We start from the raw sequence: 16,214 nt of genomic DNA, 5'->3' as shown, positions 1-16,214 counted from the left end.
ACGCTGTAAGAAAAAGAAGGAACAATGGCTTCAATCTGCTTTTAGGACTGAAAAAAACCCGGAAGGTAAAAGTAAATTAAAGAATATAGTGGAAAATAGAAGGAGAATCATATGGTGACTCAACTTGGACACGTTGAAGTAATAAAATCCATTAAAGCAGATTGTGATGATAGCTTGTGTAGTGTTCTGCTCAAAAACGAGTATAAGGAATTTGATGACGGCACTATAGGAAAAATCTTTCTCCAAGGCTTTGCAAAAGGAGATGTGGTGCTCTGATGCCTGCCTTTATCGTCAATGGTCCAGACATCCCTGAAAGTCTATTGGAAGCACATGAAGAAGGAAGAATCGTCTTTTTTTGTGGTGCCGGTATTTCCTACCCTGCGGGCCTTCCTGGTTTCCAAGGTTTAGTTGATAAAATATATGAAAAACTTGGCACTACAAAGACTTCCACGGAACAGCAAACTTATGCCAACAAGCAGTTTGACACAACATTAGATTTATTGGAACGCCGCCATCCCGGCCAGCGCATTGCGGTAAGAAAAGCATTAGCTACTGTTCTCACTCCATCACAGATTAAAGACGACTCTACAATAACCCACAAAGCTCTGATTCAATTAGCTACTAATCGCAAGGGTAAAGTCCGGCTAGTCACGACCAACTTTGACCAACTTTTTCAACATATAATTACAAAAGACGATATGGACATTCCAATTTATTCTGCACCTCTTTTACCCATTCCCAAAAAAAACCGCTGGGATGGAATTGTGTATCTTCACGGATTGTTACCTGATTCTTTTGACGAAACTGAACTTAATCGACTCGTTTTCACTAGCGGGGATTTTGGTCTGGCCTATCTCAATGAACGATGGGCATCTCGTTTCGTCACCGAGCTGTTTCGACATTACACGGTTTGTTTCGTTGGATATGGAATTAACGATCCGGTCTTGCGCTACATGATGGATGCATTTGCGGCAGATGAATTACTTGGCGAAACCCGGCCCGAAGCCTTTGCTTTTGCATGTTATTACAATGGAGAAAGAGAAAAGGCAAAGATTGAATGGGAAACGAAAGGTGTCATCCCCCTGCTCTATGAGGTGCCTGCTGGCACGCATGATCACTCTGCGCTTCATAGGACTTTAAAAGAGTGGGCTGATACCTACCACGACGGTGTTCAGGGCAAAAAGATGATTATCTCGCAGCACGCAAGAACCCCACCACTGGCTCCATCACGAACAGATTATGCAGTCTGTCGAGTACTCTGGGCACTAACAGATGATTTGGCAGCGAAACACTTTGCCGATCTGAATCCTGTGCCTCCATTAGAATGGTTGGAGCCGCTCTCAGAAAAGCAGTTTGAACATCGAGATTTATCACGTTTCGGGGTTGCTGCTAACAGCACTGAAAATAATGATTTACGTTTCAGTATATTTCACCGTCCAACACCATATACGCGTTCACCCTGGATGTGCATTGTTGATAATGGAGCACAAAATAGCGACCTTGATCTTGTAATGAGTCATTTGTCCCGTTGGCTCATTCGACATCTCGGTGATCCAAAACTAATTCTTTGGCTTGCTAGATATGGGGATCATTTGCATAAAAAATTCATCAATCAAATTTCCAATAGATTAGATGAATTGGATCGCCTTGTAGCAAACGGGGGAGAAGACGAAATTAATCGTATTATTGCAGATGCACCTAATGCCATTCCCGGTCCACCAATGAGAACTTTATGGAGACTCTTTATGACCGGAAGGATTAAATTACAACAGTCAGGTCATTCAAACTTATATCATTGTGTAGACCTTATCAAAAGAGAGGGGTTGACACCTTCTTTGCGTATGGAACTTCGTGATAATCTGGCACCTCGGGTGACCTTGGGAGCACCTTTCAATTTAATTGAGAATGTATACGTCTCATCTAAGCCAGTGAGTATTAAAGATTTAGTTAATTGTGACCTTGTATTACAAAGTAATTATGTGCATCATTTGATAGATAAATGGTCAGCAAGTCAGAATTACCAGGACGTTTTGCCAGAACTTTTACAAGATTTCACATTGTTATTGCGTGATGCATTGGATTTGGCAAGGGAATTAGGCGATGCGAATGACAGACATGATTTGTCTTATATAGAACAACCTTCCATCAGTCAACACTCTCAAAATAGCAATCTCCATGATTGGACGGCTCTGATTATATTTACAAGAGATGCATGGCTGGCAACTGCGAAAAGTGATTCTAAAAAGGCTAGACATGCCGCCGAAGGTTGGTGGCAGCAATCTTATCCAGTATTTAAGCGTTTAGCACTATTTGCTGCTCCACATGATGAAGTGATTTCACATCGACAAGCTCTTGACTGGCTACTGGGAGATAATTGTTGGTGGCTGTGGGCAGTGGAGACACGACGCGAGGCAATGCGTCTATTAGTCACTTTGGCACCAAAAATTGTTTCTTCTGAGGCGCTTGAACTGGAGCAGGCTATTCTGATAGGACCACCACGTGAGATGTTCAGAGAAGGTCTTGAGGATGAAAAGTGGGAATATTATGTGAATCAGATGGTATGGTTGCGTCTTGCGAAATTTCAGGCTGTCGGTGGGGAGTTGAGTGAGCTAGCCAATGCCAAATTGGATAAATTGAATCAAGAATATCCGAGTTGGAAACTGGCCGAAGATGAAAGAGACGAGTTTCCGTTCTGGAAGGGAGGAGGGGACGAGTGGCAAAAATTTTCTCGCACACCACAGGACTTTACAGAACTGGTTGAATGGCTCAAGAAACACGAAAATCCCGATTATTGGGAGGAAGATGACTGGAGTCAGCGTTGCAGAGATGACTTCTCTACTACATCCAGCGCTCTGTGTAAGTTGTCTAAAGAAGGTAAATGGATTATTGGACGTTGGAAGCAGGCACTCATGGCTTGGTCGGAAGACAAGACCAACAATGAATCATGGCTCGATATGGGCCCTTTTCTGAACGATGCGCCTGGTGAGATTATACAGTCGCTTGCTCATGAGCTGAGTTGGTGGCTACGGGCCATTGCCAAGAGTTTTGAACGCCATGAAAAAATTTTCTTGAATCTTTGCCATCGCATTCTTGAACAGGATTACCCAGATGAAGATAACTCGGAGGATCCTGTTATGCAGGCCATTAATCGGCCTGTAGGCATCGTAACAGATGCACTACTACAATGGTTGTATCGGACTCGGGAAGATGATCAACTCTTATCAGAAGAACTCAAAGCCACTTTCACGGAGATATGCAACGTAAAAATAGGCAAGTTTCGACACGGACGCGTCTTACTCGCTGCCCACGTCATAACACTTTATAGTGTTGATTCTAATTGGACTAAAGAATACCTTCTGCCTTTGTTTAACTGGAGTTCATCTACTGAAGCTAATGCGGTCTGGGAAGGTTTTCTGTGGTCTCCTCGCTTGTACCGACCACTTTTGGCAGATATAAAGGAACCTTTTCTGGAGGGAGCAAAACATTATCATGAACTCCGCAAACATGCAGGACAGTTTGCAGCGTTTTTGACATTTGTATCCCTTGATCCTGGTGACATTTTTACAACCAAAGAACTGACCTACGCGACAGGATGTTTGCCAGTAGAAGGACTAGAAAGGGCAGCCAAAACACTAGCTACTTCTTTTGACAGTGTGGGGGACCGTCGGAAGGAGTACTGGCATAATCGCGTGCTTCCATATCTTCACTCTATTTGGCCAAAGAATTCCAATTTAATAACACCTATAATATCAGAAAGTTTTGCACTATTGTGTTTGACCGCTGATGAATCATTTCCAGAAGCATTACAGGAATTAGAGTACTGGATCAAGCCGTCGCAAAGTCTACCTCTCCTATTTGATCTCATGAATGAAAATAAGATCTGTACGAAATTTCCGGAAGAAGCGCTTAAATTTTTGGATTTGGTTGTTGGCAATGATCCAAATTGGCTTTTAAGGGATTTACAGAAATGTTTGAATGATATTAAACAAAATAATGAGAAACTTGAAAGCGATCCTCGTTTTGTTCGCTTAAATGATTTAGCTGACTTTCCGCAGATGTCCTTTCAATTTTCATAATTTTTCCTGCTATCGTTTTTTCTGAAAACCGACTTGGTTACTCAAAATGTGTTTTTGAATTTTTTCCAAAACTTTCGACCTTTTGCCTTCATTTAGGACTTATAGCAGCCATTTTCTTAAGCTTCAGTAAAGATAATAACTGCAAATTTTCGAATATTTCTCCAAAAACGAGAACAGGAAAAATGTTATTTTTTTGAAGACATCTGCGGAAAGTCAGATTTAGCTAAGAGGTATGGTTAAAAAATAAAGTAACTATTCAGCCTAAACAAAACAACATCAATCGCCATCTTAATCAAAGTTGCGCTGGCGCAATCTGCTGCAAGCTGCGGGGTATTCGACTGAAATAAAATGAGGCAGAAAGCCATGGGTTTTTCAACCCCATGGCAGTTTACTTCAGTTTAATCGAGTTTTTGGCAACTTTTCTTAATATCTGGCTTTGGTATTATCAAGCTCAAATGTCATATTTTTATTAGAGCCAACTTTGATCACCTTGGTGTCAGATGCCGGACAGAACGAGTAGGTGCGTCCTGCTATTACGTGTCTTTCTCAAAAATGCTTTTCAAAACTCTTCTTTTTATAGAACCTTCAACTTACAAATCCATTAAGTATATATATTTCATTATACTGAGTTCAGGAACCTGAATTTTTTCTCATACTTCATATTATTTGATATCGGACAGGAGACTTACTTTTGGGAACAATTAGCGAAAAGATATTATCCCGGGCAGCGGGAACAGAGGCAAAAGCAAACGATTTTGTTATGGCAGATATCGATTATGCAATGGCGCATGACGGCACCTCAGTGCTTGCAGTTAATGCTTTTAAGGAAATGGAAATGAAAAAGGTCTGGGACCCTTCAAAGATCGTAATTCCTTTTGACCATATCGCACCTGCAAACACTGAGACCTCAGCTACCCTGCAAAAGGAGATCAGGGAATGGGTAATAGAGCAGGGCATTCCGAACTTTTATGAGGTCGGAGAAGGGATCTGCCACCAGGTGCTTCCGGAAAACGGCTTTGCCCTGCCTGGAAAGCTGATTGTCGGGGCTGACTCGCATTCCTGCACCTATGGGGCTTTCGGGGCTTTTGCAACAGGGGTAGGGGCTACCGATATGGCTGAGATCTTTGCCACGGGAAAGCTCTGGTTTAAGGTTCCTGAAAGTTTCAGGATGACGGTTGAAGGCAGCCTTTCGAAAGGTGTCTATGCAAAAGACCTGACCCTTTACCTGATAGGAAAGACCGGAATTGACGGTGCCACCTATAAAGCCGTCGAGTTTTACGGGCAGGTGATTAGCGAACTGTCTGTCGCCGGCAGGATGACTCTCTGCAACATGGCAATCGAAATGGGAGCAAAAACCGGGATTGTTCCGCCGGACAAAAAGACCTTCGATTTCCTGAATAAAAGAGCGGCTGCTCCTTATGAACCTGTTTATGCCGATCCGGATGCTGTGTACGTAAAGGAATTAACCTACTATGCTGACGATATCGAGCCTCAGGTAGCCTGCCCGCATCAGGTGGACAATGTAAAGCCTGTGGGAGAGGTTGAAGGTACCCATATAGACCAGGTTTTTATCGGGACATGCACTAATGGAAGGCTTGAAGACCTTGAGGTCGCAGCAGCGGTTCTGAAAGGAAAGAAAGTTGCGGTAAGGACTATCGTGATTCCTGCATCCCGCACAACTCTCCTTGCAGCAATTGAAAACGGGACAATGGAAACTCTACTGAAGGCAGGAGTGACTCTTGCGACCCCCGGTTGCGGGCCCTGTCTTGGCGCCCATCAGGGAGTGCTCGGGGAAGGAGAAGTCTGCATTTCAACTGCAAACAGGAATTTCAAAGGCAGGATGGGAAAAGACGGTTTTATTTATCTGGCATCCCCGGCAACTGCAGCAGCCTCGGCGCTAACAGGCGAAATTACCGATCCAAGGTCCGTTTGAATCTAAGCAGTTAGCAGAAATAGTTTAATAAGAACATTTTGAGCAGGATAGTTTGAAACCTGAGAGGTAGAAATCAGGTTTTTAAACTATTTTATTTATTTCAATCTATTCTCTCTTTTTATCGGATTCATGCGACAGTATAAAATTTTGAATTAAATCCAGCGGGAATTTATACCATGAATTGCATATATTCGGACAGGAGGGAACAGCTATCACTGAAGAACTTAATCACGACAATCTTTCGCATTTGATTGAACACTGGATCGAGCATAACGAAAGCCATATACAGAGCTTTAGGGAATGGGCTCAGAAAGCCAAAAAAGATGGTTTTCTCGAAGCTTCTGAAGATATTCTTGAAGCTGCCACTAAAATTGAAGAAGCAAGCGAGTACCTTAACAAGGCAAAAGAAGGGCTTTTTCATCTACGTTGAAAAGTGTAAGAGCTAGACCCAATAATTAGTATCTTCTAATTAATATCTTCTAATTCTCTGTGCGGGTTTTTCCCGTCACTATCTTTTATTTTTTTTTGTACAAAAAATAGACAGTATAAGATTTTAATAGAATTTTTCGATCTCGTGCTTTACTTCTTCGATAGAAAACTTTTGCCTTACAAGGGGCTTTTCCCGGATAGCCGGTACCCTCTCCTCAAGTATATTTCGATCCTTTTTGTAAAAGATGCCGTTCGGAATTTTATCTCCCCATTCCAGGGACCTTTCGAACGCCTTTACATGATTGTAAGGGTCATAATCTTCCTCGAGTTTGTAGATCCTGTCCCGATACCACTTGAAAGTATTTATTTTGTTGAAAGTAACACAGGGCTGAAGAATATCAAGAAGGGAAAAACCCTTGTGTATTATCGCAGCCTTCATAAGTTCTTTGAGATACTCCTGATCTCCTGCAAAACCCCTGGCTACGAAACTGCAGTCCTGAGAAATTGCCATTGCAAGAGGGTTCATTGATCCCTCAAGGACACCGTAGGGCTGAATTGTTGTGTAGGTTCCCTGAGCTGTAGTAGGAGATGCCTGCCCCTTAGTCAGTCCATAGACCTGATTATTATGCACGAACAGAGTAATATTTGGATTTCGGCGGATTGCATGAAGGAAATGATTCCCTCCTTCTCCATAGCAGTCCCCATCTCCCGCAACTGCGATCACATGAAGGGAATGATTGGCAAGTTTTGCAGCTGTAGCTACAGGCAGGGTTCTTCCATGCAGTCCATTAAACGTATGGCATTTAATATAATGGGGCAGTTTTCCAGCCTGTCCTATCCCAGAAACAACAAGGACTTCCCATGGCTCTATGTCAAGTTCGACAAGTGCGTGTCTGATGGTCGAAAGAATCTGAAAGTTTCCGCATCCCGGACACCAGGCAGGAACCTGGCCGTTGTAATCTTCAGATGTAGGCATGCAGTTCCTCCTTCAGGTTTTCAATAGTAAAAGGCCTTCCGTCATATTTGGAAATCTGATGGGAAAACTCAAAGCCCGTCTCTGCCTTTATAAGTTTTGCAAACTGCCCTGTGGCATTGTTTTCTATGCAGATAGTAACGTCTGCGTTCTCAAGAACAGCAATATAATCGAATTTATCCCTCTCGGAAAGCGGGTATATCTGGCTGAAGTGCATCATCGCAACTTTCTTATCTTTAGGAATGGTATCAACCACCTCTTTTATTGCACCGTAGGTAGACCCATGCCCTACAAGCACTGTTTTTGGAGAGATATCGCCATATAGAAGTGGGGGTTCGATTTCTTTCGTTATAAGTGGCAGTTTCTTTAGCAACCTTTTCTGGACCATTTTGATACGTGTTTCGCCATCTTCTATAATATGTCCTTCTTCATCATGTTCATCGCTGTCCGCTACGACAAGGTGTTTTCCGGCTTCGCCCGGGATTGCAAGAGGGGAGATTCCCGTATCTGAATATTTGAAACGTTTATATTCCTGCACTCCTTCAAGGTCTTTTTTCCTCAACCGATAATCATTGTAGACCAGTTTCTCCAGGTCAAAGCTTTCAAAGGTCCATTCGGACTCCGCGAGATACTGGTCAGACTGAATGAATACAGGAATTTGATATTTTTCTGCAAGTTCGAATGCCCTGTTCGTAAGGTGGAAAGCCTGTTCTGGGGTTCCGGGCTCAAAAATTACTCTTGGGAACTCCCCATGTCCTGCATGAAGGATAAAAAGCAAGTCCCCCTGTTCCGTACGTGTAGGCAAACCCGTAGCAGGTCCAGGACGTTGCATTTCCGCAATCACAAGAGGGGTTTCGGTCATACCTACGAGGGAAAGTCCTTCTACCATAAGAGCAAATCCTCCTCCAGACGTTCCTGTCATGGATCTTACACCTGCAAAAGAAGCTCCTATAGCCATATTAATAGCTGCAATTTCATCTTCCGCCTGCTCAACAACCAGGTGATATTCTTCTGCTCTGGAAGCAAAATATTCCATAATTCCTGTTGAAGGTGACATAGGATATGCGGAATAAAACTTACAGCCGGAAATAAGAGCTCCCATCCCGATTGCATGCAGTCCGGTTATAAGCATGAGCCTTTTATCTTCAGGCTCACGGATTTCGAAGGTTTCGCAGCGGGAACAAGTTGTAAGAGCATATTTATATCCCGCTTCTGCACAGGCTATATTACTCTGGATTATTTCGTCCCCTTTCTGCCTGAAAGTTTGTCTTAAAATATCCTTAAGGACTTCAAGTCCCAGATCAAGCAGTCCAAGTACTGCCCCGGTTGCTACGGTATTTGCCATAACGCTATTCTTTCCGACATCCAGGGCTATTTTTTTGAAAGGGATATCTACGAATTCAGGCTCTTCAAATTTCTTTTTGACAGTCTCGGAATCATAAAGGATAAATCCGCCGCCCTTTACGCTTTTTGTGTGAATCTCTATAGTGTTCAGATCAAGAGCCAGAAGAATATCCATCGTCTCTCTTGAGGCAGATATATTCTGGTCAGAAAAGCGAATCTGGTAAAAGTTATGTCCACCCCGTATCCTGGACATGTAGTCCTGGTGCGTAAATACATGGTAACCTAATCGGGAAAAGATTTTCGCAAGGGCTCCTCCTATTGTCTGTAGCCCCTGCCCGGCTTCTCCTCCTATTCGAAGTGTATAGTCCAGAAACTTAACCTCCAACATTTTTATTATTTTTACTTTCTCCGGACAAATTAAATTATATATAAAGAAGTTTCCAATTTCATTAATTTGAATTTTTTACGGCCTTTTAAAAATGATTGCAGCAAAACAAAAATTTCTTCCGGCCAGTTTTCTACGGTTACTGACTCAATTGACCTTTTCTTCTTTTCAGTTCCCTTGAAGAGATATTATTATTAGACCTTAAGTAATCTTGCTTCTCGCTCTTATCTGAAATTAAAGGCTGGAGAAAGTCGGGAGTTTAGTATAAAAATAAATAAAGCGCCTTTCCAAAAAAGAATACAGCCTATAAAAGCAATTCCCAATATCCATATGTCCATTTGGAGTATCCTGTATAATATCAAAAAGCAAAATATAGCCACCTCAAATTCAGAATTAAAGAGGGATAGAAAAAGGATGAATAAATAGAGGAAGATAGAATTCTCTTCATTTTAAGTAATACAAAAGTTTATAAAGTAACTTAATTTTAAGATTCTCAAACTTTATAAGAAAAAGAGATGAAAATATTACGGTAGAATAAACGGAATTAAAAGATAGTCCTTATCCCCGCGATCTCTTACCGGGGAAGAGGACTTTTTGCCTGGAGGGCTTTCTGCTTAAAGGGCTTTCCTGCTGAGGGTGGATTTATCTTTGTTTCCTCATGCACTGAGATAGAACTTTAAGAGCTTTACCCAGAGACTTTTTAATTCCTCAATTTAGAATTTTCCACGGCCTAACTGGGCGTGAGCACGTGCCAGATGTCCGGCAGCCTGGGCTCCAATTAGGGAAATCTCTCCTGCAAGCACGGCAGACGCTACAATTTCTGCAAATTTTCGAGAATTACTCCCGGGAATATCTCCTGCTCCTGCAACGTCAAGAATATTAAGGCAATCTCTTTGAGTCCCAAGGCCAGTACCTCCTCCGACTGTTCCTACAGGCAGAGAAGGCAGGGTAACAGAACAGTGAATCTCCTCATATTTCGTAAGTTCCATGCTCGTAATTGCAGTGCTGCCTTCAACAACATGAGCTGCATCCTGTCCGCAGGCCAGGTAGATAGCAGCGATAATATTTGCAGCATGTGCATTAAAGCCAAGAGCTCCTGCTCTTGCCGAGCCTAAAAGATTTTTGCTGTAGTTTACTTCAAACATGGACTCAGGTGTGCATTTTAAGGTTTCCTTGACGATTTCTTGAGGAATGGTAACCTCAGCTACAACAGTTTTTCCTCTCCCGAGAATCGTGCTTATTGAGGCCGGTTTCTTGTCGGTACACATATTTCCTGAAAGAGAAATAGCATGTGCTCCGAATTCGTCTTCTATCAGGTGCGATATTGCATCAGTGGCTATGGTCACCATGTTCATACCCATGGCGTCTTTTGTATCGTACGAGAATCTGAGGTATACATATGTACCTGTTACAAAGGGTTTTACAGAGAGCAGTTTTCCAAAGCGGGTAGTTTTTTCGGCTACCTCTTTCATGTGCTCGAAAATCTCAGGACACTTAACCCATTCATAAAATTTTTTGGCCCTATCAAGGCTATCAAGCTTAAAAACAGGAGCTCGGGTCATCTCGTCTTCAAAAATTCGGACATTTGCTCCTCCTGACTTCGTAATGGCCGAGCAGCCGCGATTTACACTGGCAACAAGAGCCCCTTCAGTTGTAGCAAGGGGAATATAGTACTCAGCATTTGCGTATTCTCCTTTTACTTTTAGAAGCCCGGCAACTCCAAGAGGAATCTGAACCGCACCTATCATATTTTCAATATTTTTCTTAGTTGTGGTTTCCACATCAAGGGAAAAGTTCTGGATATGCTCGAACTCAAGTTTTGCAAACTCCTGTATTGCAAGCCTTCTGAGTTTTACTGCTGTTAAAGGGTCTGTAAATTCCTCAATCTTGCGAAAGGCTATATCTCCGTCCACGATTTTCTGTAAAAGAAGTTTATCTTCTTCATTTAGTTCATAGTCCTTTTGAAACATGAAACCACCTGCTTAAATTATTTTCCCGTATCCTCAAAATGAATTAACTAAAAGATTAAAATATTGAATATTAGTTGAAGTATTATTTTATTAGCTGAGCCCAAAACCCATTTTGTTCTTAATCATTAAGATTTTTTAAGATTGCTTCCATGATTGAAAACCCGACTGGTCACTCAAAATACGCGATTTAAAGAAGTGAACTTTGAGTTTTGGGATTGGCTCTATATAAAATGCATTTTTATCCCAATTATACGTATATTGGAATATAGTTCATTCCTTGATATTACATTTTCTAGTATTTTAAAACTGTATAAAAAAAATAGCATTGAATATAAAAAGCTTTGTTGGTTCACACAAACAATGAAAAAATAGTTATAAATATTTATGAATCAAATTTAAGATTTTATCGAGAAATTTTCAGGTCCGGAGAAATTAAGCACTCCAATTCAAACTTAAATGTCCGTGATTGGAGATAGTCGAGTTGAAGTACAGGTAGGTTGAAGAAAACCTTATTTAAGAAAAGATCACAGCAAAACGAATCTAAATGTTTAAAGCCAGTGTTTATCAATATCAAGTACTGGACATAATTTTTAGAGATCTTTCAGGCTTAGAAATTAATGATAAGCTGGTTTTCTTCGGTATATCTAAGAAAAAGTCCGGCCACATCTTTTGAACATATAAATTCGATTCCCGGAATCAATTCTTCTTTCTTAAGCCCGATCATGTCCGAGGCAAGCTGGCAGCACCGGAACTCTACTCCCATATCTATGCATTCCTGAACAGCTGCATTATACTTGGGTGATCCTCTTATTTTATCTTTCTTTGCAAGCAATACTCCCATCGGTCCCCATAGAATAACAAGCACATCGAGTCCCTGACTCCGGTAATACTTCGCAAACTTGAGAGTTTCCTGCGGGCTGGTGCTTTCATACACCATATTTTTAAGCAGTAGTAATACCTTTTTGACTTTTGACATAAGAACTCCAGGTCTAAATAATACATTTCTGAAACAGATTACCTGGATGTATATAAAGTTTCACATTGGAAGTGAGAGTATACATTTTTTCACTTTAGTTAAATAATTTTATTCCTCTGTCCGGAAACCAGCGAAATCTGGATAGTTACACCTGATTAGCTAACTCTATATAAGGCTCATTAACCCCTAAAAATGAATCAATTTTTGAGGGCCATATTTATGTTGTAAACTAAGAGTTTTATTTTATCACTCTTTAAATCTCTACAGTAGTAAGACGAACTGCTTCATAAATAAACACGAAATTGGAGATAACTGCAAAAATCTAGCTGACAACTATGGCAGTTTAGAAACTCACCGAAAATAAAACTGCAGTTAGGAATGAGAAAATTAATTTCATAATTGGCGTGCAGGGTTAAAGTTGGGGGTTGAATTTAATGAAATTCAACCTTAAGATGCCCTTAAAAAGCTGGAAAAAATAGACAGTATTTGAATCATAACTTAGATTTTTATGAAAAAAGGTAAGCATAAGCTTACCTTACAATCACAACAACCGCACCTCTGACTTCAATCACATCGACTTCCCTGCCGCCTGAGATTACTTCTTTTCTTATCTCAACGGCTTCAGGTTCGATATCGACCTGTTCGCCATTTACAATAACGGTTATTTTTCCCGAAACTGCCTGGAATTCAACAGCAGCAGGAACTTCTGCCTTGAGGGCTTCTATAACGGCACCTGCATCTTTCCTGAAGCGGGGTCCGAGAATGCCCATATTTGGTTTAACTTCCACGGGCACGTATTCAAAGGAAGGAGCACCTTCCATCAACTCAACTTCCGAGTTTGTAGCGCCTGCAATATCCCCTGTATCAATATCTGCGTTGTAGATCTCGATCTTTTTCAGGGGAGCATTAAGAGCCATTCCCAGGTCAGACTTATACCTGCGAACTTCACCTGTAATGTTCTTGATCAGTTCTCCTGCGGCTTCGGCGTCTTCACTTATAAATTTTTCATCGACTGCCGGCCAGGCCTGTGTGTGGACGCTTTCATTGCTAAATCTGGAATACAACTCTTCCGCAAAGAAAGGTATGAAAGGCGCAAGCAGAAGCGAAAGAGTTTTTATTGTTCTGTAGAGAACGTACTGGGCTGCTCTCCTGCCTTCAGGCTCATCGCCATAAAGCCTGCCTTTTACAAGTTCCAGATAGTTGTCAGCAAGAACTTCCCAGGCGAAACCTCTTATGGCCTTAAAAGTAGAATCAAACTGGTATCTGTCAAGCTCTTTTGTGGAAGTGTCCACAAGCCTGTTAAGCTTGCTCAGGAGCCACCTATCAATTGTAAGGAGGGAATCAGTCGGGAATGTTTCAACATCTTCAAGCTCGAAGTCCTTCAGGTGAGACATTGAGAAGCGATAGATGCTCCACATCTTCTGGAGGAAACGAGAAGCTGAAACTACATCCTTCCAGCGGAACATTACGTCCGAACCTGTGGAGCCGCCAACTGCACCCCACTGCCTGAAAGCATCAGCACTGTGCTGTGTGGTTACTTCTTCGGGGGAAATAACGTTTCCAAGGGACTTGCTCATCTTATGCCCATCAGGCCCGAGCACCATGCCGTTGACCATTATGGAGTCCCAGGGTTTCTTGCCTTCAACGGCCAGGCTCCGAAGGATCGTATAAAAAGACCAGGTTCTGATGATGTCATGGCCCTGGGGACGTATCTGTGCAGGCAGACGGAGTTTGTGCTCGCTTTCCCAGCCAGTGACATGCAATGCCGTAATCGAGGAATCCATCCAGGTGTCCAGCACATCGGTTTCAGGTTCAAAATCAGTTGATCCGCAGATACATGCTTTCTTTGGGGCCGCTTCATTTGGGTCAATCGGAAGCCAGCTCTCTTCTGCGATCATGACTTCCCCGCACTGTTTGCAGTACCAGATCGGGATCGGGGTTGCAAAGATTCTCTGCCTGGAAATACACCAGTCCCATTCCATGGTGTTTGTCCAGTTCTGGAGCCTGACTTTCATATACTCAGGATACCAGTTAATTTCATCTGCAGCTTTCAGGATGCCCTCATGGTCGATCTTTACGAACCACTGAGGCCCGGAAAGGGTCTCTATGGGAGTGTCACAGCGCCAGCATAGCCCGACATTCTGCTCCAGGGGCTTCTGGTCATAAAGGAAACCTGCGACTTTGAGGTCAGAAATGACAGCTTCTCTGCATTCAGTAATGCTCATGCCTTCGTACTTGCCTGCAGCTTCTGTCATCTTGCCCTGTTTATCAATTGCTTTTACAAGAGGCAGCCCGTATTTCACCCACCAGCGTATGTCCTGCTTGTCCCCGAAAGTACAGATCATCACAGCGCCTGTACCGAATTCAGGCTCAACGGCTTCATCAGCAATCAGAGTAACTTTCTGCTTGAAGATGGGCACTGTAATCTCCTTACCAATATACTGGCTGTAACGCTCATCTTTAGGGTTGACTGCAACTGCGACGCAGGCTGCCATCAGTTCTGGCCTTGTAGTTGCGATATCTACCTTGTCGAAGTGGACGAAATTAAGTTTAGTTTGCCCTTCATTATATTCGACTTCTGCAAAAGCAATGGCAGTTTCACAGCGAGGGCACCAGTTGACAGGATGATCCTCATGATAGATGTATCCATTATTGTACATTCTGACAAAAGATTTCTGTGTTTTTACAAAGTATGAGGGTTCCATGGTAACAAATTCGTTACTCCAGTCCACAGAAAAACCCAGGCGCAGCATTGTCTTGCGCATCTTGTCGATATTTCCCGCAGTCAATTCCCTGCACATTTTCCGAAACTCTGCACGAGGGACCTGATTTTTAGTTATCCCGTGAGTTTCTTCAACCTTAACTTCGGTTGGCAGGCCATGGCAGTCCCAGCCCTGAGGGAACATCACATTGTACCCGCGCATGCGTTTATATCGGGCAACAAAGTCAATATAGCACCAGTTGAGCGCATTTCCGATGTGAAAATTGCCTGTAGGGTAAGGGGGTGGGGTGTCGATAATGTATTGGGGTCGGGTATCTTCTCCCCAATTGAAGTGGTACATGGAGAGGTTCCACTTCTCCATCCACTTTTCCTCAACCTCATTTGCATTATATTCTTTTGAAATTTCCGATTCTGTCATAAAGACACTCCATGATTGGAAAATAGTATAAGAATTTCTTGGGTTTTAGAGTGCTTGCGATTATTTAAATATATCTGGTTTTGGATGGAGTGAATATCTCTTACCGTTCAATGACTATCCAATGTCTATCAGGAATATACATCTGGCTTTCATTGATTGCATTTTTATCCGCAGAACCTACTTGAAGGAATAAAAAGAGATTAGAATCAGTTTAATGACGATTTCATGTTCTAAGAAGATAACAATGTAGCCAGTAGATAACAATTATCAAGAAAATTGTGGAAAAGTGTTGAGAGGGAGAGAAATACCTTTAGACTAAAATATAAAAAAGAAGTTCAGCTTAAATTCAGCTTAGAAAAGGCTGATTTCTCTACTTTTCGCCCCCATTTTCATGAATATTTCCATGCATTACGGATATGAATTCCATTCATTCCAAGACTCTGGGGTGGGTAGATGTCGTTTTCGGGCGTGTCACCAATTGAGAGCACTTCCCGGGGTTCAAGTCCAAGGCGATCGAGAGCCATTGTGAAAAGGCGCGTGTCAGGTTTCTTTATACCATGATCGGAAGACATTATTACGAAATTAAAGCGGTCATACAGGCCCAGAAAACGAAGTTCCTATTCCGTAAAGACCCTCTGGGCATTGGAAACTGCATTTAGGAACATTTCTGTATTTTTCGAGCAGGTGCGAACTCTGAGGGTAAGCTTCCAGTTTTTTTAAAGATACAGTCCTGAAGGTTCTGGCAGCTTCAATCCCAAGCCAGAAGGGATTAACTTCTCTAAAAGCATTTTCGGCACAGATTTCCGCAAAAATCTCTTCTATCCGAATATCCGGGTGCTGCTGGCCTGAGCTTCCAAGCCTGACTATGACTTTCCGCCTGTATTCTTCCCTGAGTCGATCAGGCTCAATTCTCACTCCCTGGAAAAGCAGCCATATGTTTAGGAATAAGACATATATAATTTCATTGGTCATCTGTAATGTTTGTTAG

Annotated in this window: 11 protein-coding genes; 4 read left to right on the top strand and 7 right to left on the bottom strand. The window is 42.2% G+C overall.

Going from position 1 to position 16,214, the window contains the following annotated elements; all coding sequences use genetic code 11:
* Positions 1–111: 111 nt before the first annotated feature.
* The 4 genes from RG963_RS03065 to RG963_RS03050 all read left to right on the top strand — a co-directional run bounded on the left by RG963_RS03065 (position 112) and on the right by RG963_RS03050 (position 6,439).
* Positions 112–276, top strand: a complete 165-nt coding sequence (locus RG963_RS03065; RefSeq protein WP_310574809.1) for a hypothetical protein — start codon at positions 112–114, stop codon at positions 274–276.
* A complete protein-coding gene (gene dsr1, locus RG963_RS03060) occupies positions 276–4,076 on the top strand; it encodes an anti-phage defense-associated sirtuin Dsr1 (protein WP_310574808.1) in 3,801 nt (1,266 codons plus the stop codon). The genes RG963_RS03065 and dsr1 overlap by 1 nt, the downstream gene beginning before the upstream one ends.
* A gap of 700 nt (positions 4,077–4,776) precedes the next feature.
* Positions 4,777–6,009, top strand: a complete 1,233-nt coding sequence (gene hacA / locus RG963_RS03055) for a homoaconitase large subunit (RefSeq protein WP_310574854.1) — start codon at positions 4,777–4,779, stop codon at positions 6,007–6,009.
* 247 nt (positions 6,010–6,256) lie between these two features.
* Positions 6,257–6,439 carry a hypothetical protein gene (locus RG963_RS03050; protein WP_310574807.1) on the top strand — a complete coding sequence of 61 codons (183 nt, stop codon included), beginning with the start codon at positions 6,257–6,259 and terminating at the stop codon, positions 6,437–6,439.
* 123 nt (positions 6,440–6,562) lie between these two features.
* Here RG963_RS03050 and RG963_RS03045 read toward each other — a convergent pair whose 3' ends face one another.
* From RG963_RS03045 to RG963_RS03015, 7 genes are all read right to left on the bottom strand, one after another.
* A complete protein-coding gene (locus tag RG963_RS03045) occupies positions 6,563–7,414 on the bottom strand; it encodes a 2-oxoacid:ferredoxin oxidoreductase subunit beta (protein ID WP_310574806.1) in 852 nt (283 codons plus the stop codon).
* On the bottom strand, positions 7,401–9,143 hold the full coding sequence (locus RG963_RS03040) for a 2-oxoacid:acceptor oxidoreductase subunit alpha (protein ID WP_310574805.1): 1,743 nt from the start codon (positions 9,141–9,143) through the stop codon (positions 7,401–7,403). The genes RG963_RS03045 and RG963_RS03040 overlap by 14 nt, the downstream gene beginning before the upstream one ends.
* 710 nt (positions 9,144–9,853) lie before the next feature.
* Complete coding sequence (gene hmgA, locus RG963_RS03035) at positions 9,854–11,110, bottom strand: hydroxymethylglutaryl-CoA reductase (NADPH) (RefSeq protein WP_310574804.1); 1,257 nt, start codon at positions 11,108–11,110, stop codon at positions 9,854–9,856.
* A 607-nt stretch (positions 11,111–11,717) separates the two neighbouring features.
* Positions 11,718–12,086, bottom strand: a complete 369-nt coding sequence (locus RG963_RS03030) for a DsrE family protein (protein WP_310574803.1) — start codon at positions 12,084–12,086, stop codon at positions 11,718–11,720.
* A 530-nt stretch (positions 12,087–12,616) separates the two neighbouring features.
* Positions 12,617–15,226 carry a valine--tRNA ligase gene (locus RG963_RS03025; protein WP_310574802.1) on the bottom strand — a complete coding sequence of 870 codons (2,610 nt, stop codon included), beginning with the start codon at positions 15,224–15,226 and terminating at the stop codon, positions 12,617–12,619.
* 389 nt (positions 15,227–15,615) lie between these two features.
* On the bottom strand, positions 15,616–15,798 hold the full coding sequence (locus RG963_RS03020; protein ID WP_310574801.1) for an HAD family hydrolase: 183 nt from the start codon (positions 15,796–15,798) through the stop codon (positions 15,616–15,618).
* Positions 15,799–15,817: 19 nt separating this feature from the next.
* On the bottom strand, positions 15,818–16,198 hold the full coding sequence (locus RG963_RS03015; RefSeq protein ID WP_310574800.1) for a hypothetical protein: 381 nt from the start codon (positions 16,196–16,198) through the stop codon (positions 15,818–15,820).
* Positions 16,199–16,214 lie beyond the last annotated feature (16 nt).

The sequence above is a fragment of the Methanosarcina baikalica genome (assembly GCF_031461075.1).
GTDB lineage: Archaea > Halobacteriota > Methanosarcinia > Methanosarcinales > Methanosarcinaceae > Methanosarcina > Methanosarcina baikalica.
This window is presented reverse-complemented; position numbering and strand designations above follow the sequence as displayed.